The organism is Cronobacter condimenti 1330 (genome assembly GCF_001277255.1).
Classification (GTDB): domain Bacteria; phylum Pseudomonadota; class Gammaproteobacteria; order Enterobacterales; family Enterobacteriaceae; genus Cronobacter; species Cronobacter condimenti.
Genome location: NZ_CP012264.1, coordinates 3,118,329 through 3,137,218, shown reverse-complemented (window position 1 = coordinate 3,137,218; position 18,890 = coordinate 3,118,329). Strand labels below are relative to the sequence as shown.

Genomic DNA, 18,890 nt, shown 5'->3' with positions numbered 1-18,890 from the left:
AACGCAACGCCTGAGCCGATAAATCGGGTACAATACGCCCGATTTTGTCACCCCGGTGGCAACGGTTTATCAGGAGGAGTGATGTCTGTGGTTCAAAGCGGTATTTTGCCGGAGCATTGTCGCGCTGCTATCTGGCTGGAAGCGAGCGTTGATGAAAGCGAACGTGATGCGCTGCGCGCGGCGAGCAAAATTTTCGCCGATAAAGTGGCGACGTTTCAGGTGCAGTTTCCTGAGGCGAATCTGGGCGTGGTTGTGGCGTTCGGGCATTCGCTGTGGCGTGCGCTGGCAGGTGATGACAGCGCATCTGAGCTGAAAAGCTTCACGCCGCTGGGTAAAGGCCTGGCGCCTGCCACGCAGCACGACGTGTTAATCCACATTCTTTCACTTCGCCACGATGTTAATTTCTCTGTCGCCCAGGCAGCGCTTGAGGCCTTCGGCCCCGCGCTGAAAATTGAGGAAGAGACTCACGGCTTCCGCTGGGTGGAAGATCGCGATCTCAGCGGTTTTGTGGACGGCACCGAAAACCCGGCGGGTGAAGAGAAGCGTCGCGAGGTAGCGGTTATCCAGGACGGTATCGACGCGGGCGGCAGCTACGTCTTCGTACAGCGCTGGGAGCATAACCTCAAACAGCTCAACCGCATGAGCGTGCCGGATCAAGAGATGATGATTGGCCGCACCAAAGCCGCCAACGAAGAGATTGACGGCGATGCGCGTCCGGTGACGTCGCACCTCTCACGCGTCGATTTGAAAGAAGACGGCAAAGGGCTGAAGATTGTGCGCCAGAGTTTGCCATACGGCACCGCAAGCGGCGTTCACGGCCTTTATTTCTGCGCCTACTGCGCGCGCCTGTATAACATTGAACAGCAACTGCTGAGCATGTTTGGCGATACTGACGGCAAGCGCGACGCCATGCTGCGCTTCACGCGTCCGGTGACGGGCGGCTACTATTTTGCCCCGTCGCTGACCCGCCTGCTTACTCTCTGATCCCCTTCGTGCGCGGCCTTGCAGGCCGCGCCGTTTCGCCTGTCGTCTTATATCCTTTTGCGCTTGCAAATCACTAAACGGTATATAAAAGCGGTATAGCTTTCCCACCCGTATAAATACACTGATGGCTCGATCGTTATCACATTTATAAGGTGCAAAATGGCCGTGAAATCAGTGAAAAAAGCATGGGGCGCGCTGGCGATTTCTCTGCTGATGGCGGGTTCCGCGCAGGCGACTGAACTGCTTAACAGCTCTTATGATGTTTCGCGCGAGCTGTTCGCTGCCCTGAACCCGCCGTTTGAACAGCAATGGGCGAAGGATAACAACGGCGATGCGCTAACGATCAAACAGTCTCACGCGGGCTCCTCGAAGCAGGCACTCGCGATTTTACAGGGCTTAAAAGCGGACGTTGTTACTTATAACCAGGTAACTGACGTTCAGATCCTGCACGACAAAGGCCATCTGATCCCGGCTGACTGGCAGGCGCGTCTGCCGAATAACAGCTCGCCGTTCTACTCAACGATGGCGTTCCTGGTGCGCAAGGGGAACCCGAAAAACATCCACGACTGGCGCGACCTGGTACGCCCGGATGTGAAGCTGGTTTTCCCGAACCCGAAAACCTCTGGTAATGCGCGTTACACCTATCTCGCCGCATGGGGCGCTGCGGATAAAGCTGACGGTGGCGATAAAGCCAAAACCCAGCAGTTTATGACTCAGTTTCTGAAAAACGTCGAAGTGTTTGATACCGGCGGTCGCGGTGCGACGACCACGTTTGTGGAGCGTGGCCTGGGCGATGTCCTGATTACCTTTGAGTCGGAAGTGAATAACATCCGTAACCAGTACGCCAAAGAAGGTTACGAAGTGGTTGTGCCGAAGGTGAATATCCTGGCGGAGTTCCCGGTCGCCTGGGTCGATAAAAATGTGAAGGCCAACGGCACGGAAAAAGCGGCCAAAGCCTATCTCAAGTGGCTTTATAGCCCACAGGCGCAGCAAATCATCACCAGCTATTACTATCGGGTGAACAACCCGGAAGTGATGGCATCACTGCAAGATAAATTCCCGCAGACCGAGCTGTTTCGCGTGGAAGACACCTTCGGGAAATGGCCGGATGTGATGAAAACCCATTTCGCCAGCGGCGGTGAGTTCGACAAGCTGGTGGCGGCGGGGCGTAAGTAATGTTTGCAGTCTCTTCTCGTCGCGTATTACCGGGGTTTACGTTAAGCCTCGGTACCAGTCTGCTGTTTGTCTGCCTGATCCTGTTGCTGCCCTTGAGCGCGCTGGTGATGCAGCTTTCCCAGATGAGCCTCGCGCAATACTGGGAAGTGATTTCCAACCCGCAGGTGGTGGCGGCATATAAAGTGACGCTGCTGTCGGCGGCGGTGGCATCGCTGTTCAACGGCGTCTTTGGCCTGCTGATGGCCTGGATTTTAACGCGCTATCGCTTTCCGGGCCGCACGCTGCTGGATGCGCTGATGGATCTTCCGTTCGCGCTGCCGACCGCCGTAGCGGGCCTGACGCTCGCCTCCCTCTTTTCGGTAAACGGCTTTTACGGCGAGTGGCTGGCGAAGTTCGATATCAAAGTGACGTATACCTGGCTTGGCATTGCGCTGGCAATGGCGTTTACCAGCATTCCTTTTGTGGTGCGAACCGTGCAGCCGGTGCTTGAAGAACTGGGCCCGGAATATGAAGAGGCGGCGGAAACGCTCGGCGCCACGCGCCTGCAAAGCTTTCGTAAAGTGGTGCTGCCGGAGCTGTCGCCTGCGCTGATGGCGGGCGTGGCGCTGTCGTTTACCCGTAGCCTTGGCGAATTTGGCGCGGTGATTTTCATCGCGGGTAACATCGCCTGGAAAACCGAAGTCACCTCGCTGATGATTTTTGTTCGTTTGCAGGAGTTCGACTACCCGGCCGCGAGCGCTATTGCCTCGGTGATTCTGGCCGCATCGCTGCTGCTGCTGTTTGCCATTAACACGCTGCAAAGCCGTTTTGGACGCAGGGTGGTAGGACATTGATGACAATGATGACGCAAACCGAACGCGCGGGCGCGCGTATTAACTGGGGCAAATGGTTGCTCATCGGCATCGGGATGCTGCTGTCAGCCTTTATCCTGGTCGTGCCGATGATTTACATCTTCGCGCAGGCCTTTTCCAAAGGGCTGGCGCCGGTGCTTGAAAACATCGCCAACCCGGACATGCTGCACGCCATCTGGCTGACGGTGCTGATTGCGCTGATTACCGTGCCGGTTAACCTCGTGTTCGGCACGCTGCTTGCCTGGCTGGTAACGCGTTTTAACTTCCCGGGTCGCCAGTTGCTGCTGACGCTGCTGGATATTCCTTTTGCGGTTTCGCCTGTGGTGGCGGGGCTGGTGTATCTGCTCTTTTACGGCTCGAACGGGCCGCTCGGCAGTTGGCTTGACGCCAATAATTTACAAATTATGTTCGCCTGGCCGGGCATGGTCCTGGTGACGGTCTTCGTAACCTGTCCGTTTGTGGTGCGAGAGCTGGTGCCGGTGATGCTAAGCCAGGGCAGCCATGAAGATGAAGCGGCGATTTTGCTGGGCGCGTCTGGCTGGCAGATGTTCAGGCGCGTGACGTTGCCGAATATTCGTTGGGCGCTGCTGTATGGCGTGGTGCTCACCAACGCCCGTGCGATAGGCGAGTTTGGCGCGGTGTCGGTGGTGTCCGGCTCGATTCGCGGCGAGACCCTCTCGCTGCCCTTGCAGATTGAACTGCTGGAGCAGGACTACAATACCGTCGGCGCATTTACCGCCGCCGCGCTGCTGACGCTGATGGCGATTCTGACCCTGTTTTTAAAGAGTGCGTTGCAATGGCGCCTGAATAATCAGGAAAAACGCGTGCAACAGGAGGGAAATCATGAGCATTGAGATTGCCAATATTAAGAAATCTTTTGGTCGCACCCAGGTGCTGAATGATATCTCACTGGATATCCCTTCCGGCCAGATGGTGGCGCTGCTTGGGCCGTCCGGCTCCGGCAAAACCACACTGCTGCGTATTATCGCAGGGCTTGAACACCAGACCAGCGGGCAGATCCGGTTTCATGGCACCGACGTGAGCCGCCTGCACGCACGCGAGCGTAAAGTTGGGTTTGTGTTCCAGCACTATGCGCTGTTCCGCCATATGACGGTGTTCGACAATATTGCGTTCGGCCTGACGGTGCTGCCGCGTCGTGAACGTCCCGGCGCGGCGGTTATCAAACAAAAGGTCACTCAACTGCTGGAAATGGTCCAGCTTGCCCATCTCGCGGACCGTTACCCGGCGCAGCTTTCCGGCGGGCAGAAGCAGCGCGTGGCGCTGGCTCGCGCGCTGGCAGTGGAGCCGCAAATTCTGCTGCTCGATGAGCCTTTCGGCGCGCTGGATGCCCAGGTGCGTAAAGAGCTCCGGCGCTGGCTGCGTCAGTTGCATGAAGAGCTGAAATTTACCAGCGTCTTCGTGACCCATGACCAGGAAGAAGCAATGGAAGTGGCTGACCGCGTGGTGGTCATGAGTCAGGGCGATATTGAACAGGCTGATGCCCCGGAACACGTGTGGCGTGAACCCGCCACGCGTTTCGTGCTGGAGTTCCTGGGTGAGGTCAATCGCCTCAAAGGCACTGTACGCGGCGGGCAATTCCACGTTGGCGCGCACCGCTGGCCGCTTGGCTTTACGCCTGCGTATCAGGGGGCAGTGGATCTCTTCTTACGCCCGTGGGAAGTGGATGTGAGCCGCCGCACGAGCCTGGATTCTCCTTTACCGGTCCATGTGCTGGAGGTAAGCCCGAAAGGCCACTATATGCAACTGGTGGTACAGCCGCAGGGCTGGTATGACGAACCGCTGACGGTGGTGTCGCGCGAAGACTATGTGCCGCATCGCGGCGAGCGGCTGTTCGTGGGCCTGCAGAACGCGCGCATTTATCACGGCAACGAGCGTATCGAGACACGCGAGAATATTGCTCTGGCGAAGTCTGCCTGATAGGTTATTGAACAGGTTTATCGCCCGGTAGCGCAGCGTTTACCGGGCGACAGTCACCACTGCGTCTTTCAGGCCGGGTAAGCAAAGCGACACCCGGCTTTTTATTGAGTAAAAATCGTGAATACACTCGAACACACCATCGGCAATACTCCTCTGGTCAGGCTTCAGCGTCTGGGGCCAGACAACGGCAGTGAAATCTGGGTCAAACTCGAAGGCAACAATCCGGCCGGTTCAGTCAAGGACAGGGCCGCGCTCGCGATGATTACGCGTGCCGAGGCGCGCGGCGAGATCACGCCTGGCGATACGCTTATCGAAGCGACGAGTGGCAATACCGGGATCGCGCTGGCGATGATTGCCGCAGTAAAAGGGTATCGCATGACGCTACTGATGCCAGACAACATGAGCATGGAGCGCAAAGCGGCGATGCAGGCGTATGGTGCAAGGCTCGTGCTGGTGAGCCGGGAGCAGGGGATGGAAGGCGCACGCGATCTCGCCGCCGACATGGCGCAGCGCGGCGAAGGCATTATTCTCGACCAGTTTAATAATCCGGATAACCCCTGGGCGCACTATACGACGACAGGCCCGGAGATCTGGCACCAGACCGGTGGGCGTATTACGCATTTTGTCTCCAGTATGGGAACGACCGGGACGATTACCGGCGTGAGCCGTTTTCTGCGTGAACAGGCCAAACCGGTGACGGTGGTCGGGCTTCAGCCTGAAGAGGGCAGCAGCATTCCCGGCATTCGCCGTTGGCCCGCGGAATATCTGCCAGGGATTTTTGACGCCTCCCTGGTTGACGACGTGCTGGATATTCACCACCGCGATGCGGAAAATACGATGCGCGATCTGGCACGCAAAGAGGGGATTTTCTGCGGCGTCAGCTCTGGCGGCGCAGTCTGTGGTGCGCTGCGTGTGGCGCACGCGAACCCGGGTGCCGTGGTAGTGGCGATTATCTGCGACAGGGGCGACCGCTATCTTTCAACGGGCGTATTCAGCGAAGAGAGTTACAGCCAGGGCGCAGGGATTTAACACGATAACGGCGGGCATGCGCCCGCCGGTTCAAATTTCACGCGGGATTTCAGCCGCCGCGTCTTCAAGTAACGTATCCAGGCTTTGCAATGAAAGATAGCGTTTAACCGGCTTGCTCACCTTATGCAGCGCTTTACCGGGCATGGCGGGCATGGCGTAAATACGCACGTCGTCAGGTTTATGCTCATAGATAAGCAGGCCATCCACCTTATAACCGTCTTTGTCTTCAAAGGCGGCGAGCTTTTGCTGCATCTGGTTACGTGCGGCGTTATCGCCATGCACGGCCTGGCGCAGCGTGTCGACTGACAGGCCTGGCGGAAGGCGATACAGATAGAGCATTTCGACCTGATCGCTCTCTTCACATAAAAAGCAGGACGCGCGCCCGGGTAGGGTCGACGCTTTGCGTAGCGTCGCGGTAAGCGCCTGGCCGTCATTAAGCGGTGGCACGGATATATCGATAAAGGCCAGCACGTAAGGGCCGGGTGAGCCCGCATAAAGCGGTGCTGTCGGCAGCAGGGCCGTCAGGAACAGGCAGAGGAAACGCCAGTGGCGCATGGTCTAAGTCCGTTGGCAGGGTTCAGATAAAAAAATGGCGCCTTGCGGCGCCATTTTTGTACACGAGTCAGTCTTATTTCTTGATACGGATAACCGGCGTTTCACCGACGGTCACGCTACCAGAAAGCTTGGTCAGCTCTTTGATTTCGTCCATATTAGAAATCACAACCGGCGTCAGCGTAGATTTTGCTTTCTCTTCCAGCAGTGGCAGATCGAATTCGATAACCGGATCGCCTTTCTTCACGCGCTGGCCTTCTTCAGCGATGCGTTTGAAGCCTTCGCCTTTCAGCTCAACGGTATCAATACCGAAGTGAACGAACAGTTCGATACCGCTGTCCGATTCGATAGAGAAAGCGTGGTTAGTTTCGAAAATTTTACCGATGGTGCCATCAACCGGCGCAACCATTTTGTTACCGGTCGGTTTGATAGCGATGCCATCACCAACGATTTTCTCTGCGAACACTACATCCGGCACGTCTTCAATATTAACGATTTCACCAGACAGTGGAGCAACGATCTCAATGGTTCCGGTGTCGCTATTGCCTTTATCACCGAACAGTTTACTAAATAACCCCATTAGCCTTCTCTCCTAAGCAGTAATTTGGGCCGCATCTCGTGGATTAGCAGATTGTTTTTTCTTCAATGAACTTGTTAACCAGCGTCATTAACTCGTCCGTTGTCGGTTGAGCAAGAGCCTGCTCTGCTAAAACCTTCGCATCTTCGAAGTTCGTGTTACGGATAATCTTCTTAATGCGCGGGATAGAAATGGCACTCATACTGAATTCATCCAGACCCATCCCCAGCAACAGAAGTGTAGCACGTTCGTCGCCAGCAAGCTCACCACACATGCCGGTCCACTTACCTTCAGCATGAGATGCATCAATAACTTGCTTGATGAGGTTCAGGACAGACGGTGACATTGGCTGGTAAAGATGCGATATCATATCATTACCGCGGTCAACCGCCAGGGTGTACTGTGTCAGATCGTTGGTACCAATACTGAAGAAATCGACTTCTTTAGCCAGGTGACGCGCGATAGTCGCGGCAGCCGGGGTTTCCACCATGACGCCGATTTCAATCGTCTCGTCGAAGGCTTTGCCTTCGTCACGCAGTTCTTGTTTGAAAATCTCGATCTCTTTTTTCAGCGCGCGAACTTCTTCAACCGAAATAATCATCGGGAACATGATACGCAGCTTACCGAATGCGGAGGCGCGCAGAATAGCACGTACCTGATCGCGCAGGATCTCTTTACGATCCATCGCGATACGAATCGCACGCCAGCCAAGGAACGGGTTTTCTTCTTTCGGGAAGTTCATGTACGGCAGCTCTTTGTCGCCACCGATATCCATGGTACGTACGATTACTGCCTGTGAGCCGCACGCTTCTGCCACGGCTTTATAGGCCTGGAATTGCTCTTCTTCCGTCGGCAGGGAGTCGCGATCCATGAACAGGAATTCGGTACGGTAGAGACCAACGCCTTCCGCGCCGTTACGCTCTGCGCCAGCCACATCACGCACGGTGCCGATATTCGCACAAACTTCAACCTGGTGACCGTCAAGCGTGATAGCCGGCAGATCTTTAAGCTTCGCAAGCTCCGCTTTTTCCTCGGCAACCTGCGTCTGAATCGCACGCAGGGACTCGATCTCTTCGTTCGTCGGGTTAACGTAAACTTTGTTGTTAACCGCATCGAGAATCAGGTAGTCGTCGTTCTTCACCTGCGTGGTGACGCTGCCGGTGCCCACAATCGCTGGTAGCTCAAGTGAGCGCGCCATGATAGAGGTGTGGGAGGTACGGCCGCCCAGATCGGTGATAAAGCCCAGGACCTTTTTCAGGTTCAGCTGTGCCGTTTCCGACGGGGTCAAATCTGCTGCCACCAGAATGACTTCATCCTGAATGGAGCTTAAATCAATGATGGCCAGGCCCAGAATGTTACGCAGCAGACGTTTACCGATATCACGCACGTCAGCGGCGCGTTCTTTCAGATATTCATCGTCCAGCTCTTCCAGGGCGGTTGCCTGACCTTCGATAACCTCATGCGCTGCCGCGTCGGCAGTGATGTGCTTATCTTTAATCAGGGCTATGATTTCCTGCTCCAGCTCTTCATCTTCCAGCAACATGATGTGGCCTTCGAAGATGGCTTCCTTTTCTTCACCGAAAGTTTCGCCGGCCTTGATCTTGATAGCTTCAAGCTGAGCTGACGCTTTGGCGCGACCACTCAGGAAACGTTCAACTTCTTGATCAACCTTATCGGCAGAAATTTTTTTCCGGTCGATGACAATCTCATCTTCTTTCAGCAGAAGTGCTTTGCCGAAAGCGATACCCGGAGACGCTAAAATGCCTGAAATCATAACCCTACCTTACTTGTGACTGATTTTGATAAGAACCCGGAACTTACTCGAGTTCAGCCATCAGTTTTACCAGATGTTCTACTGCTTTCTGCTCATCTTCGCCTTCTGCGGAGATGGTCACAACGGTGCCCTGAGTCAGACCCAGAGTCTGCAGTTTGAACAGGCTTTTTGCGCTGGCGCTTTTGCCGTTGGAAGTCACAGTGATCTCGGAAGTGAAGCCTTTCGCTTCTTTCACAAACTGAGCAGCAGGGCGGGTATGCAGACCGTTCGGAGCGGTAATAGTAACTTCTTGCTGGAACATTATATTTCCCCAACTTATAGGTTTAGTGTTGTGGAACTAAAGTCTAGCCTGGCGGCCAGACTTTAGCCTGTATAGTTAGCGCCGGCGTAACGGAACGCAGCACGGATGCCAGAACCACGAAAAACGCATAGCATCATGTTCCATGCGGCTCGCGTTTCGCTCGTCATTAATCATTATGACGCGAACGAAGTAGCATGACCAAATCGTTAAATCGATTCAGCACACATCTATTCGCCTCGGGATTAATTTCACGCATCGAAATAATTGCTGGTTAAATACCAGACCCGACCAATCCAGGCAATGCCAAACAAAGCAAAAGTTTGATGCATGCCACAAAAAAGCACCCTTTTGGGTGCTTTTTTGCGCATATTTAACAATCTGGCATCACTGTTGCAATTCTTTCTCAGTGAAGAGATCGGCGAACAGCGCAGTGCTTAAATAACGCTCACCTGAAGAAGGGAGGATAACCACAATGTTCTTGTTGGTAAAGGTTTCATCTTCTTGCAGCTTCAGCGCCGCGGCAACGGCTGCGCCAGAAGAGATACCGGCCAGAATGCCTTCTTCTTCCATCAGGCGGCGCGCGGTGGAGATGGCTTCTTCATTAGTAATACCAACGACTTTATCGACAAGTTTAAGATCAAGGTTGCCGGGAATAAAGCCTGCCCCGATACCCTGAATTTTGTGCGGGCCTGGCTTCAGCTCTTCGCCTGCGATTGCCTGCGCGATAACCGGTGAGTCGGTCGGTTCAACCGCAACGGTAATCAAGTCGGTTTTACCTTTGGTGTTTTTGATATAACGGCTAACCCCGGTCAACGTGCCGCCTGTGCCAACGCCTGAAATAAACACGTCGACCTGGCCGTCGGTGTCTTCCCAGATTTCCGGTCCTGTCGTTTTTTCGTGAATTTCCGGGTTAGCCGGGTTGCTGAACTGTTGCAGCAGCAGATATTTGGAGGGATCGCTCGCAACAATTTCTTCGGCTTTTTGAATCGCACCTTTCATGCCTTTCGCGCCCTCGGTCAACACCAGGTTAGCGCCCAGCGCTTTCAGCAGCTTACGGCGCTCAACGCTCATGGTTTCCGGCATGGTCAGTGTCAGCTTATAGCCACGAGCGGCGGCGACATACGCCAGCGCAATCCCGGTATTGCCACTGGTCGGTTCCACCAGCTCCACGCCCGGCTTCAGCACGCCGCGTTTTTCCGCATCCCAAATCATATTGGCACCGATACGGCATTTGACGCTGAAGCTTGGGTTACGTGACTCCACCTTCGCAAGAATGCGTCCGTTACCGATGCGGTTCAGTCGAACCAGCGGCGTATGGCCAATAGTCAACGAGTTGTCTTCAAAAATCTTGCTCATAGCCTGTCCTTAACTGTATGAAATTTGGGAACCGCACCAGCATACCCGCTCGACGCTTCTGAGGAAGTAAGGATTTCGTATATCGTTATGCCCGTGCGAAATAATGCTTAAGAGTATGGAATAAGCCCGGATATATGCCAGCAGGCTAGCGCCAGCTCGCGTGTTTGCCGCGATAGCAATCCACCCACATGGCGGTTGCCCCGCATACTGCTACCGGCATGATCGCAAGGTTCAGCACCGGCACCAGCGTAAAAAGACTCACTAGCGCGCCGAACTGCATATTCAGACCTTTGCGCTCACGCAGCGCCGTGCGCATGCTTTTAAAAGGCACTTTATGGTTGTCAAAAGGGTAGTCGCAATACTGAATTGAGAGCATCCAGGCGCTGAAGAGGAACCACAATACCGGCGCGACGGTTTGGCCAATGCCAGGGATAAAATAGAGCAGCAACAGCACCACGGCGCGCGGCAAATACCAGGCAAGCTTCTGCCATTCGCGCTTCATGATACGCGGTAGATCTTTCATAATGCCAAAAATGCCGGTGTCCGGTGGCGTAGCCCCGGTTAACCGCGCTTCTAGCTGCTCTGCCAGTAGCCCGTTGAACGGCGCGGCTATCCAGTTGGCGAGCGTTGAAAAGAAATAGCCGAACACCAGCACAATGGAAATGACAGCGAGTGGCCAGAGAAGATAATTGAGCCATTGGAGCCATGATGGCACGTGGGACATCAGCGCCGGGATCCAATTATCGAGCCGGCTAAACAGCCACCAGAAAGCGCCGCCTATCAGCAGAAAATTAACTAACAACGGAAGGATAACGAAGCGCCGGATACCCGGCTGGCTTATCAGCTTGAATCCCTGAGAAAGGTAGTACAGACCGCTGCGCGATACTGCGCCTGTGTTAGAAACCATATTCCCGCAAAGCTCCTTGTAAGACCCGCCCGGACGCGGTCCTGGTTATCTTAACCGAGAGGGAAATTTGCGCCACCCGAGAAATGGTCGAAAAAACAGCAAAAAGCACGATTTCTTTCATCTTTCTGTCCGGAAAACCGAGCGCGCACTTGCACTTGCCGTAATGGGCAAATACTCTTAGTGAGTAAATGTTTGCCGTCATGGCAAGGTGTTAGAACAACAGAGAATATAATGATGCAGGATTTGCGTCTGATATTAATCATTGTTGGCGCGATCGCCATAATCGCCTTACTGGTACATGGCCTGTGGACCAGCCGTAAGGAGCGTTCTTCTATGTTCCGCGATCGTCCGATGAAGCGCATGAAATCAAAGCGCGATGAGGATGAAGACGAAGACGACCTCGATGAACTGGGCGAAGAGGGCGTAGGTGAAGTTCGCGTGCGTCGCAGCGCGCCGGCGCCGGAAACCGCGCCTGCTCGTCAGCCTCAGCATAACTATCAGCCGCCTTACGCGCCTTCACAACCGCGTCAGCCTGTTCGCGAATCGGTGGAGCCTGAACCCGTTGTCCCGTATGGCGAAGCGTCTGAAGAGCCAGTGCATCAACCGCAGCCACAGCCGGTACGCCAGACCACGCCGCTGCAGCCAGCACCGGCACAGCCTGCGATGCATCAGCCCGCGCCGCAGCCCGCTGAGGAATCTGCACCGCAGCCGCAGCCTGTCCCGGAACCTGCGCCAGCCACTGCGCCAGAAAAGCCGCAGCCTAAAGAAACCGTAATTATCATGAATGTTGCAGCCCATGCCGGCAGCCAGTTGAATGGCGACGTGCTGTTCAACAGCATCCAGCAGGCAGGGTTTAAATTTGGCGACATGAACATTTTCCATCGCCATCTTAGCCCAGATGGCAGCGGTCCTGTGCTGTTTAGTCTTGCGAATATGGTTAAACCAGGTTCGTTTGATCCAGAAACCATGACCGATTTCACCACGCCGGGTATCACCATCTTCATGCAGGTGCCAGGTTTTGGCGACGAATTGCAAAACTTTAAATTGATGTTGCAGTCTGCGCAGCATATCGCCGATGAAGTTGGTGGCGTGGTGCTCGACGATCAGCGCCGCATGATGACGCCCCAGAAGCTTCGCGAATATCAGGACCGCATTCGTGACGTGAAAGAGGCCAATGGCTAACAGGCCGCCGCAACGTTTTCTCCCATAACCCCCGCCTGTCGGGGGTTTTTTATCATTGATGGTGCGTTATGGACACAATCGAAGAAAAACTGACTCAACTGCGAACCACGCTTCGCCATCATGAATTTCTCTATCACGTTATGGACGCGCCGGAAGTACCGGACGCGGAGTATGACCGTCTCATGCGCGAACTGCGGGCGCTGGAAGAGGCGCACCCTGAGCTGGTGACGCCCGATTCGCCAACGCAACGTGTGGGCGCTGCGCCGCTGACTGCGTTCAGCCAGGTGCGCCATGAGGTGCCGATGCTGTCTCTTGATAACGTGTTTGACGAGACCAGTTTTCTGGCATTTAACAAGCGCGTGCAGGACAGACTGAAAAGCACCGATGCGCTGGTTTACTGCTGCGAGCTGAAGCTGGATGGACTGGCGGTAAGCCTGCTGTATGAAAACGGTTTGCTGGTTCGCGCCGCTACGCGCGGGGACGGCACCACCGGCGAAGATATCACACTTAACGTGCGCACCATTCGCGCCATTCCGCTGAAGCTTCATGGTGATAACATTCCAGCGCGCCTTGAGGTGCGTGGAGAAGTATTTCTGCCGCAAGCGGGCTTTGAGAAGATCAACGAGGAAGCGAGACGCACCGGTGGAAAAGTCTTTGCCAATCCGCGTAACGCGGCTGCCGGGTCGCTGCGCCAGCTCGATCCGCGCGTCACGGCGAAACGACCGCTGACCTTTTTCTGTTATGGCGTTGGCCTGCTTGAAGGTGGCGAGCTGCCCCGCAGCCATATGGGTCGTTTGCAACAGTTCAAAGCATGGGGTCTGCCGGTGAGCGATCGCATCCGTCTGGTCGAAACGCCGGAAGAGGTGCTGGCGTTTTATCATCAGGTCGAAGCGGATCGCCCGACGCTCGGTTTTGACATTGATGGCGTGGTTATCAAAGTCGATTCGCTGGAGCTGCAGGAGCAACTGGGGTTTGTTGCGCGTGCGCCGCGCTGGGCCGTGGCATTTAAATTTCCGGCGCAGGAGCAGATGACGACGGTACGCGACGTGGAGTTCCAGGTCGGGCGTACTGGCGCGATAACCCCCGTCGCGCGCCTTGAGCCGGTACAAGTGGCAGGCGTGCTGGTGAGCAACGCGACGCTGCACAACGCCGATGAAATTGCACGCCTTGGCCTGCGCATCGGCGATAAAGTCGTTATCCGCCGTGCAGGGGATGTTATTCCGCAGGTGGTTAACGTCGTGCTGACAGAACGCCCTGAAGAGACACGGGCCATAGAATTCCCGGCGCAATGCCCGGTATGTGGCTCAGACGTGGAACGCGTCGAGGGCGAGGCGGTAACCCGTTGCACAGGCGGGCTTATTTGTGGCGCGCAGCGTAAAGAGGCGCTGAAGCATTTTGTGTCGCGGCGCGCCATGGATGTGGACGGTATGGGCGATAAGATCATCGATCAACTGGTAGAAAAAGAGTACGTCCATACGCCAGCGGATCTGTTCCGCCTGACGGCGGGCAAGCTGACCGGGCTTGAACGCATGGGGCCGAAATCGGCACAGAATCTGGTCAATGCGCTGGAGAAAGCCAAAGAGACGACGTTTGCGCGTTTCCTGTATGCCCTCGGTATTCGCGAAGTGGGCGAAGCGACCGCAGCCGGGCTTGCGGCGCATTTCGGTACGCTTGAAGCATTAATTAAGGCCTCGATTGACGACCTGCAAAAAGTACCAGATGTCGGCGTTGTGGTGGCGACGCATGTGTTTAACTTCTTTGAAGAAGAGAGTAACCGCACGGTTATTCGCGATCTTACCGAAGAGGTCGGCATTCACTGGCCCGCACCGGTGCTTATAAAAGCCGAAGAGATTGACAGCCCGTTCGCCGGGAAAACGATTGTGCTGACCGGCACGTTAAACCAGATGTCTCGCGATGACGCCAAAGCGCGTCTTACGGCGCTGGGCGCAAAGGTCAGCGGCAGTGTATCGAAGAAAACCGATTTGCTGATCGCCGGGGAAGCCGCTGGCTCTAAGCTTGCTAAAGCGCAGGAGCTTGGCGTTGATGTCATCGACGAGGCTGAAATGCTGCGTCTGTTGGGTGAGTAAGATGGAAAAAGAGCAGCTCATCGCTATCGCCAATACGCAAATGCCGTTTGGTAAATACAAGGGCCGCAGGCTTATCGATTTACCAGAGGAGTATCTGCTGTGGTTTGCCCGTAAGGATGAATTTCCTGCAGGAAAACTGGGCGAGTTGATGGCGGTGACGCTGCTTATCAAAACCGAAGGGCTGGGCCATCTGGTTCTGCCTTTGAAAAAACCTTAAAAAAACGGCGCGATATTCGCGCCGTACTCTTATTTATTCCTGCCAATTACCGTCGCGCTGTCTGGCGGTCGACGAGAATATTTTTCTTATATGTAAATATCTACCTGGTGATCGCCGGAAGCGTGCTTAACGGACTCGACCTGCTTGCTTTCCTGTTTCTGCTGCGCTTTTTCAGCCTGCTCGCGCTGTAATTGGGCGAGTTGCGCCTGAAGCATTTTGATCTGATTCTGAATAAGCTGCTGCTGTTTCTGCTTTTCTTCCGCGCTGCCTTCGCTTGCAGCAAGATCTTTAAGCTTGGTCGTAAGCTTGTTGATTTGCTGGGTCAGGCGAGCAATCTGTGAAGCCAGATCGTTGCCAGTTGGCGCACTGCTGCTGCTCGTCTGAACCGACGGGGTAGAAGCGGTAATGGTAGTCGACATCATGTCCTCCTTTTTTATAGGCCTGGAGGAGGTATCGGCAATGCGGCAGGAAAACTGAGAGTAAGGGTGATAAATAGCCGGATAAAAGGGGGAAAATAGCAGAAAAGTGCGCATAGCAAAAAGGCGCCTTTAGGGCGCCTTTTTACATTGGTGGGTCGTGCAGGATTCGAACCTGCGACCAATTGATTAAAAGTCAACTGCTCTACCAACTGAGCTAACGACCCGAAGTGGTGGGTGATGACGGGATCGAACCGCCGACCCCCTCCTTGTAAGGGAGGTGCTCTCCCAGCTGAGCTAATCACCCACTTCGGTAATTCTGTTACTGCATGATAAGAAATTCGCTGGCGAGAAAGTGGTGGGTGATGACGGGATCGAACCGCCGACCCCCTCCTTGTAAGGGAGGTGCTCTCCCAGCTGAGCTAATCACCCACTTCTCATTTCTTATCTACACAACGGAGCCACTTATTAGAGTGGTGGGTGATGACGGGATCGAACCGCCGACCCCCTCCTTGTAAGGGAGGTGCTCTCCCAGCTGAGCTAATCACCCCCGCTGTGTGGAGTCGCATTATAGGGAGAGTTGAAAATGAGTCAACGCCTTTTCCAAAGTTTTTGTTTGTTCGTCGTAAAATTAGACAGCACGTTGGTTTATCGGGCTTTAGGGTATGATTTATCAACAGATAACGGTCGCAAAGCCGTGGCGTAAGGTATCAAGATTGAGGAATCAGCACACGGTGGTAGAATATTGCCCACTTTGTCACTCCCTGGCATGTGCCGCTTAATGGCATTGTTAAACACTAAGGCCAATCAATGAAAATCAAAACCCGCTTCGCGCCCAGCCCGACAGGCTATCTGCATGTCGGCGGCGCCCGTACCGCTCTTTATTCCTGGCTTTTCGCCCGCAATCAGGGCGGTGAGTTCGTGCTGCGTATTGAAGACACCGATCTTGAGCGCTCTACGCCGGAAGCCATCGAAGCCATTATGGATGGAATGAACTGGCTGAGCCTGGAGTGGGATGAGGGTCCGTATTTCCAGACCAAACGTTTCGATCGCTATAACGCTGTCATTGATGAAATGCTGGCAGCGGGTACCGCATATAAATGCTATTGCTCGAAAGAGCGTCTGGAAGCATTGCGTGAAGAGCAGATGGCGAAAGGGGAAAAGCCTCGTTATGACGGTCGTTGCCGCCATAGCCATGAACATCACGCGGATGACGAGCCTTGCGTGGTGCGTTTTGCGAACCCGCAGGACGGTTCTGTCGTGTTTGACGATCAGATCCGCGGCCCCATTGAGTTCAGCAACCTTGAACTTGACGATCTGATCATCCGCCGTACCGACGGTTCACCGACCTATAATTTCTGTGTAGTGGTCGATGACTGGGATATGGAAATCACCCACGTGATCCGCGGTGAAGACCACATCAACAATACCCCGCGCCAGATTAACATCCTGAAAGCGCTGGGCGCACCGGTGCCGCTGTACGCGCATGTTTCTATGATCAATGGCGATGACGGCAAAAAACTTTCCAAACGTCACGGCGCGGTAAGCGTGATGCAGTATCGTGACGATGGCTATCTGCCGGAAGCGCTGCTGAACTATCTGGTCCGTCTGGGCTGGTCTCATGGCGATCAGGAGATTTTCACTCGCGAAGAGATGATTCAATTCTTCTCGCTGGACGCGGTCAGTAAATCAGCGAGCGCGTTTAACACCGATAAACTGCTGTGGCTGAACCATCACTACATTAATACGCTGGCGCCAGAATATGTAGCGACGCATCTGCAATGGCATATTGAGCAGGAAAATATCGACACTCGTAATGGTCCGCAACTGGCAGAACTGGTGAAACTGCTGGGCGAGCGCTGCAAAACACTTAAAGAGATGGCGCAGACCTGCCGCTATTTCTATGAAGATTTTAGCGAGTTCGACGCAGACGCGGCGAAAAAACATCTGCGTCCGGTCGCGCGTCAGCCGCTGGAAGTTGTACGTGACAAACTCGCAGCTCTGACCGACTGGACGGCGGAAAACGTACATCATGCTATTCAGGCCACCGCGGATGAACTGGAAGTAGGGATGGGGAAAGTCGGTATGCCGCTGCGCGTAGCTGTCACCGGTGCAGGACAGTCTCCAGGCCTGGACGTGACCGTCCATGCAATTGGTAAATCCCGCAGTATTGAGCGTATAAATAAAGCGCTGGCGTTTATTGCCGAGCGTGAAAGTCAACAGTGATAAAAAAGCCGGCGTAGCCGGCTTTTACTTTTCTGCGTTGAGGCCAAGCCTTTTCACTAGCCCTGCCGTACCTTCTTCGTTAATCAGTTCGCTAAGGCGCGCCTGCTCTTGCGGGCTCATCGTCTCCAGCGTGCGAATAACCTGCGCCAGGATGTCATTATCCCAGGTTTCATAAGGTGTTTCGCTCTCTTCTGCGCGGCTATAAAGATGCGCGCTGTAACGCAGCTTATCGGTAGCAAGAAAATAGTCATACACTTGCTGGGTAATAAGGATCAACAGCGCGCCGCCTTGACGTCCTCGGAGCGGAATGCGCTTCCAGCCATTTTTGCGCGCCCAACCGCTAATGGTCTGGGCCGTATAGCCAGTCAGCTCTCCCAGTTCGCCTGCTGTCATCCAGCGTGTAAATCTGTTCATGGTTTAATCCGTATGGCGAATATCCAGGCGCTGCAGCATTCCGGCAATACCTTCACGCAGGAGTAATGAAGTCAGCTGTTTTTGCTCAGACTGGCTCATCTCTTTCAGGGAATTCAGCAGCAGATTTTCAAGCGGCGCATCAACGGCGGCGGTATAGGTTGCGATATTGTCAGAGGCGCGTCGCGCGCTGCGAATAAAATCCAGCACCTGCTCATCTACGTGGATTACGCGCGCTTTCCCGCCCTGAACGCCGGGTTTTGGCGACGTGTGCCAGCCTTCTTTGCGTACCCATTTATTAATGGTCTGGCGGCTATATCCCGTGTAATGAGCCAGTTCGTCGGGGGTCATTCGGTCCTTGACCATGGCAAATCCTTTTCAAAATGTAAGTCTATTAGTGGTTAATCGTACAAGATCATAGTACGGGAAACTGTGACGGGAATAACTAGCATATCGGGAGAGCGGCGGTTTTTTTACGCCTTTTTGCTGCCTTTTTCGGCACTTGAAAGGTAAAGATAAATTTGGCGTTGACACTGTCCGGTGGAATTCTTATTATCCCGCCCGTCAACGCGACATGGTATTACACGGGGCTATAGCTCAGCTGGGAGAGCGCTTGCATGGCATGCAAGAGGTCAGCGGTTCGATCCCGCTTAGCTCCACCAAACCTTAATCCCATCAGGTTTGGTGAGTAATACGAAAACGTCGTGGGGCTATAGCTCAGCTGGGAGAGCGCTTGCATGGCATGCAAGAGGTCAGCGGTTCGATCCCGCTTAGCTCCACCAAAATATAAACCCTCGCCTGATGGCGGGGGTTTTTGCTTTCTGGCGTCTGAAGGTTTTTTGTCGCCTCACTTTCAGTATCTTCTGCATTATTCTCCTGAAACAGGCATTTCCTTGCCAGCATGAC

General features: G+C 54.5%; 19 protein-coding genes and 6 tRNA genes. 12 read left to right on the top strand and 13 right to left on the bottom strand.

The features are described 5' to 3' along the window. Positions 1–81: 81 nt before the first annotated feature. From AFK62_RS14355 to cysM, 6 genes are all read left to right on the top strand, one after another. Entirely contained in the window at positions 82–984 is a 903-nt protein-coding gene (locus AFK62_RS14355) for a Dyp-type peroxidase (protein ID WP_007672115.1), read from the top strand. Positions 985–1,143: 159 nt separating this feature from the next. Next, complete coding sequence (locus AFK62_RS14350; RefSeq protein WP_007672112.1) at positions 1,144–2,160, top strand: sulfate ABC transporter substrate-binding protein; 1,017 nt, start codon at positions 1,144–1,146, stop codon at positions 2,158–2,160. Beyond that, entirely contained in the window at positions 2,160–2,993 is an 834-nt protein-coding gene (gene cysT / locus AFK62_RS14345) for a sulfate/thiosulfate ABC transporter permease CysT (protein WP_007672110.1), read from the top strand. Before AFK62_RS14350 ends, cysT begins: the two co-directional genes overlap by 1 nt. Then, positions 2,993–3,865: a sulfate/thiosulfate ABC transporter permease CysW gene (gene cysW, locus AFK62_RS14340; RefSeq protein ID WP_007672107.1), complete on the top strand. Its 873-nt coding sequence runs from the start codon at positions 2,993–2,995 to the stop codon at positions 3,863–3,865. The genes cysT and cysW overlap by 1 nt, the downstream gene beginning before the upstream one ends. After that, a complete protein-coding gene (gene cysA, locus AFK62_RS14335) occupies positions 3,855–4,949 on the top strand; it encodes a sulfate/thiosulfate ABC transporter ATP-binding protein CysA (RefSeq protein WP_007672102.1) in 1,095 nt (364 codons plus the stop codon). The genes cysW and cysA overlap by 11 nt, the downstream gene beginning before the upstream one ends. 117 nt (positions 4,950–5,066) lie before the next feature. Then, entirely contained in the window at positions 5,067–5,978 is a 912-nt protein-coding gene (gene cysM / locus AFK62_RS14330; RefSeq protein ID WP_007672099.1) for a cysteine synthase CysM, read from the top strand. Between the two features lie 30 nt (positions 5,979–6,008). On the opposite strand, the gene AFK62_RS14325 is transcribed toward cysM, so the two are convergent. From AFK62_RS14325 to cysZ, 6 genes are all read right to left on the bottom strand, one after another. Next, the gene (locus AFK62_RS14325) at positions 6,009–6,533 is read right to left on the bottom strand and encodes a hypothetical protein (RefSeq protein ID WP_007672097.1); all 525 of its coding nucleotides are present in this window, start codon (positions 6,531–6,533) and stop codon (positions 6,009–6,011) included. Between the two features lie 73 nt (positions 6,534–6,606). After that, complete coding sequence (gene crr / locus AFK62_RS14320) at positions 6,607–7,110, bottom strand: PTS glucose transporter subunit IIA (protein WP_004385842.1); 504 nt, start codon at positions 7,108–7,110, stop codon at positions 6,607–6,609. Between the two features lie 43 nt (positions 7,111–7,153). Continuing rightward, the gene (ptsI, locus tag AFK62_RS14315; RefSeq protein ID WP_007672093.1) at positions 7,154–8,881 is read right to left on the bottom strand and encodes a phosphoenolpyruvate-protein phosphotransferase PtsI; all 1,728 of its coding nucleotides are present in this window, start codon (positions 8,879–8,881) and stop codon (positions 7,154–7,156) included. 43 nt (positions 8,882–8,924) lie between these two features. Further along, the gene (gene ptsH / locus AFK62_RS14310) at positions 8,925–9,182 is read right to left on the bottom strand and encodes a phosphocarrier protein Hpr (RefSeq protein WP_000487600.1); all 258 of its coding nucleotides are present in this window, start codon (positions 9,180–9,182) and stop codon (positions 8,925–8,927) included. A 384-nt stretch (positions 9,183–9,566) separates the two neighbouring features. After that, on the bottom strand, positions 9,567–10,538 hold the full coding sequence (gene cysK / locus AFK62_RS14305; protein ID WP_007672745.1) for a cysteine synthase A: 972 nt from the start codon (positions 10,536–10,538) through the stop codon (positions 9,567–9,569). Between the two features lie 145 nt (positions 10,539–10,683). Next, positions 10,684–11,445, bottom strand: a complete 762-nt coding sequence (gene cysZ / locus AFK62_RS14300) for a sulfate transporter CysZ (RefSeq protein ID WP_007672739.1) — start codon at positions 11,443–11,445, stop codon at positions 10,684–10,686. 231 nt (positions 11,446–11,676) lie between these two features. Between cysZ and zipA the strand changes: the two genes are divergently transcribed. The 3 genes from zipA to AFK62_RS14285 all read left to right on the top strand — a co-directional run bounded on the left by zipA (position 11,677) and on the right by AFK62_RS14285 (position 14,931). Beyond that, positions 11,677–12,627: a cell division protein ZipA gene (zipA, locus tag AFK62_RS14295; protein ID WP_007672737.1), complete on the top strand. Its 951-nt coding sequence runs from the start codon at positions 11,677–11,679 to the stop codon at positions 12,625–12,627. Between the two features lie 68 nt (positions 12,628–12,695). Beyond that, the gene (gene ligA, locus AFK62_RS14290; RefSeq protein ID WP_007672736.1) at positions 12,696–14,714 is read left to right on the top strand and encodes an NAD-dependent DNA ligase LigA; all 2,019 of its coding nucleotides are present in this window, start codon (positions 12,696–12,698) and stop codon (positions 14,712–14,714) included. A 1-nt stretch (position 14,715) separates the two neighbouring features. Continuing rightward, positions 14,716–14,931 carry a DUF3820 family protein gene (locus AFK62_RS14285; RefSeq protein WP_007672735.1) on the top strand — a complete coding sequence of 72 codons (216 nt, stop codon included), beginning with the start codon at positions 14,716–14,718 and terminating at the stop codon, positions 14,929–14,931. 86 nt (positions 14,932–15,017) lie between these two features. Here AFK62_RS14285 and AFK62_RS14280 read toward each other — a convergent pair whose 3' ends face one another. The 5 genes from AFK62_RS14280 to AFK62_RS14260 all read right to left on the bottom strand — a co-directional run bounded on the left by AFK62_RS14280 (position 15,018) and on the right by AFK62_RS14260 (position 15,897). Further along, complete coding sequence (locus AFK62_RS14280; RefSeq protein WP_032984413.1) at positions 15,018–15,350, bottom strand: FlxA-like family protein; 333 nt, start codon at positions 15,348–15,350, stop codon at positions 15,018–15,020. Between the two features lie 148 nt (positions 15,351–15,498). Next, a tRNA-Lys gene (locus AFK62_RS14275) sits at positions 15,499–15,574 on the bottom strand. Between the two features lie 4 nt (positions 15,575–15,578). Continuing rightward, positions 15,579–15,654 (bottom strand) — tRNA-Val (locus tag AFK62_RS14270). A 49-nt stretch (positions 15,655–15,703) separates the two neighbouring features. Further along, a tRNA-Val gene (locus tag AFK62_RS14265) sits at positions 15,704–15,779 on the bottom strand. Positions 15,780–15,821: 42 nt separating this feature from the next. Continuing rightward, positions 15,822–15,897 (bottom strand) — tRNA-Val (locus AFK62_RS14260). A gap of 260 nt (positions 15,898–16,157) precedes the next feature. Here AFK62_RS14260 and gltX point away from each other — a divergent pair. Continuing rightward, the gene (gene gltX / locus AFK62_RS14255) at positions 16,158–17,573 is read left to right on the top strand and encodes a glutamate--tRNA ligase (protein ID WP_007667300.1); all 1,416 of its coding nucleotides are present in this window, start codon (positions 16,158–16,160) and stop codon (positions 17,571–17,573) included. 24 nt (positions 17,574–17,597) lie between these two features. Here the strand turns inward: gltX and AFK62_RS14250 are convergent, their stop codons facing one another. Next, positions 17,598–17,987 carry a YfeC-like transcriptional regulator gene (locus AFK62_RS14250; protein WP_007667297.1) on the bottom strand — a complete coding sequence of 130 codons (390 nt, stop codon included), beginning with the start codon at positions 17,985–17,987 and terminating at the stop codon, positions 17,598–17,600. Between the two features lie 3 nt (positions 17,988–17,990). After that, positions 17,991–18,350: a YfeC-like transcriptional regulator gene (locus AFK62_RS14245; protein WP_032984114.1), complete on the bottom strand. Its 360-nt coding sequence runs from the start codon at positions 18,348–18,350 to the stop codon at positions 17,991–17,993. A 220-nt stretch (positions 18,351–18,570) separates the two neighbouring features. Between AFK62_RS14245 and AFK62_RS14240 the strand changes: the two genes are divergently transcribed. Then, a tRNA-Ala gene (locus tag AFK62_RS14240) sits at positions 18,571–18,646 on the top strand. 44 nt (positions 18,647–18,690) lie between these two features. Continuing rightward, positions 18,691–18,766 (top strand) — tRNA-Ala (locus tag AFK62_RS14235). Positions 18,767–18,890 lie beyond the last annotated feature (124 nt).

Bases quoted from the DNA above. Each gene is read 5' to 3' on its own strand.
- AFK62_RS14350 (WP_007672112.1), top strand. From the start codon at position 1,144: ATGGCCGTGAAATCAGTGAAAAAAGCATGGGGCGCGCTGGCGATTTCT.
- cysT (WP_007672110.1), top strand. From the start codon at position 2,160: ATGTTTGCAGTCTCTTCTCGTCGCGTATTACCGGGGTTTACGTTAAGC.
- cysZ (WP_007672739.1), bottom strand. From the start codon at position 11,445: ATGGTTTCTAACACAGGCGCAGTATCGCGCAGCGGTCTGTACTACCTT.
- ptsI (WP_007672093.1), bottom strand. From the start codon at position 8,881: ATGATTTCAGGCATTTTAGCGTCTCCGGGTATCGCTTTCGGCAAAGCA.
- zipA (WP_007672737.1), top strand. From the start codon at position 11,677: ATGATGCAGGATTTGCGTCTGATATTAATCATTGTTGGCGCGATCGCC.
- ligA (WP_007672736.1), top strand. From the start codon at position 12,696: ATGGACACAATCGAAGAAAAACTGACTCAACTGCGAACCACGCTTCGC.
- AFK62_RS14280 (WP_032984413.1), bottom strand. From the start codon at position 15,350: ATGTCGACTACCATTACCGCTTCTACCCCGTCGGTTCAGACGAGCAGC.
- ptsH (WP_000487600.1), bottom strand. From the start codon at position 9,182: ATGTTCCAGCAAGAAGTTACTATTACCGCTCCGAACGGTCTGCATACC.
- cysA (WP_007672102.1), top strand. From the start codon at position 3,855: ATGAGCATTGAGATTGCCAATATTAAGAAATCTTTTGGTCGCACCCAG.
- cysK (WP_007672745.1), bottom strand. From the start codon at position 10,538: ATGAGCAAGATTTTTGAAGACAACTCGTTGACTATTGGCCATACGCCG.
- AFK62_RS14250 (WP_007667297.1), bottom strand. From the start codon at position 17,987: ATGAACAGATTTACACGCTGGATGACAGCAGGCGAACTGGGAGAGCTG.
- crr (WP_004385842.1), bottom strand. From the start codon at position 7,110: ATGGGGTTATTTAGTAAACTGTTCGGTGATAAAGGCAATAGCGACACC.
- AFK62_RS14245 (WP_032984114.1), bottom strand. From the start codon at position 18,350: ATGGTCAAGGACCGAATGACCCCCGACGAACTGGCTCATTACACGGGA.
- AFK62_RS14285 (WP_007672735.1), top strand. From the start codon at position 14,716: ATGGAAAAAGAGCAGCTCATCGCTATCGCCAATACGCAAATGCCGTTT.
- AFK62_RS14325 (WP_007672097.1), bottom strand. From the start codon at position 6,533: ATGCGCCACTGGCGTTTCCTCTGCCTGTTCCTGACGGCCCTGCTGCCG.
- gltX (WP_007667300.1), top strand. From the start codon at position 16,158: ATGAAAATCAAAACCCGCTTCGCGCCCAGCCCGACAGGCTATCTGCAT.
- AFK62_RS14355 (WP_007672115.1), top strand. From the start codon at position 82: ATGTCTGTGGTTCAAAGCGGTATTTTGCCGGAGCATTGTCGCGCTGCT.
- cysW (WP_007672107.1), top strand. From the start codon at position 2,993: ATGACAATGATGACGCAAACCGAACGCGCGGGCGCGCGTATTAACTGG.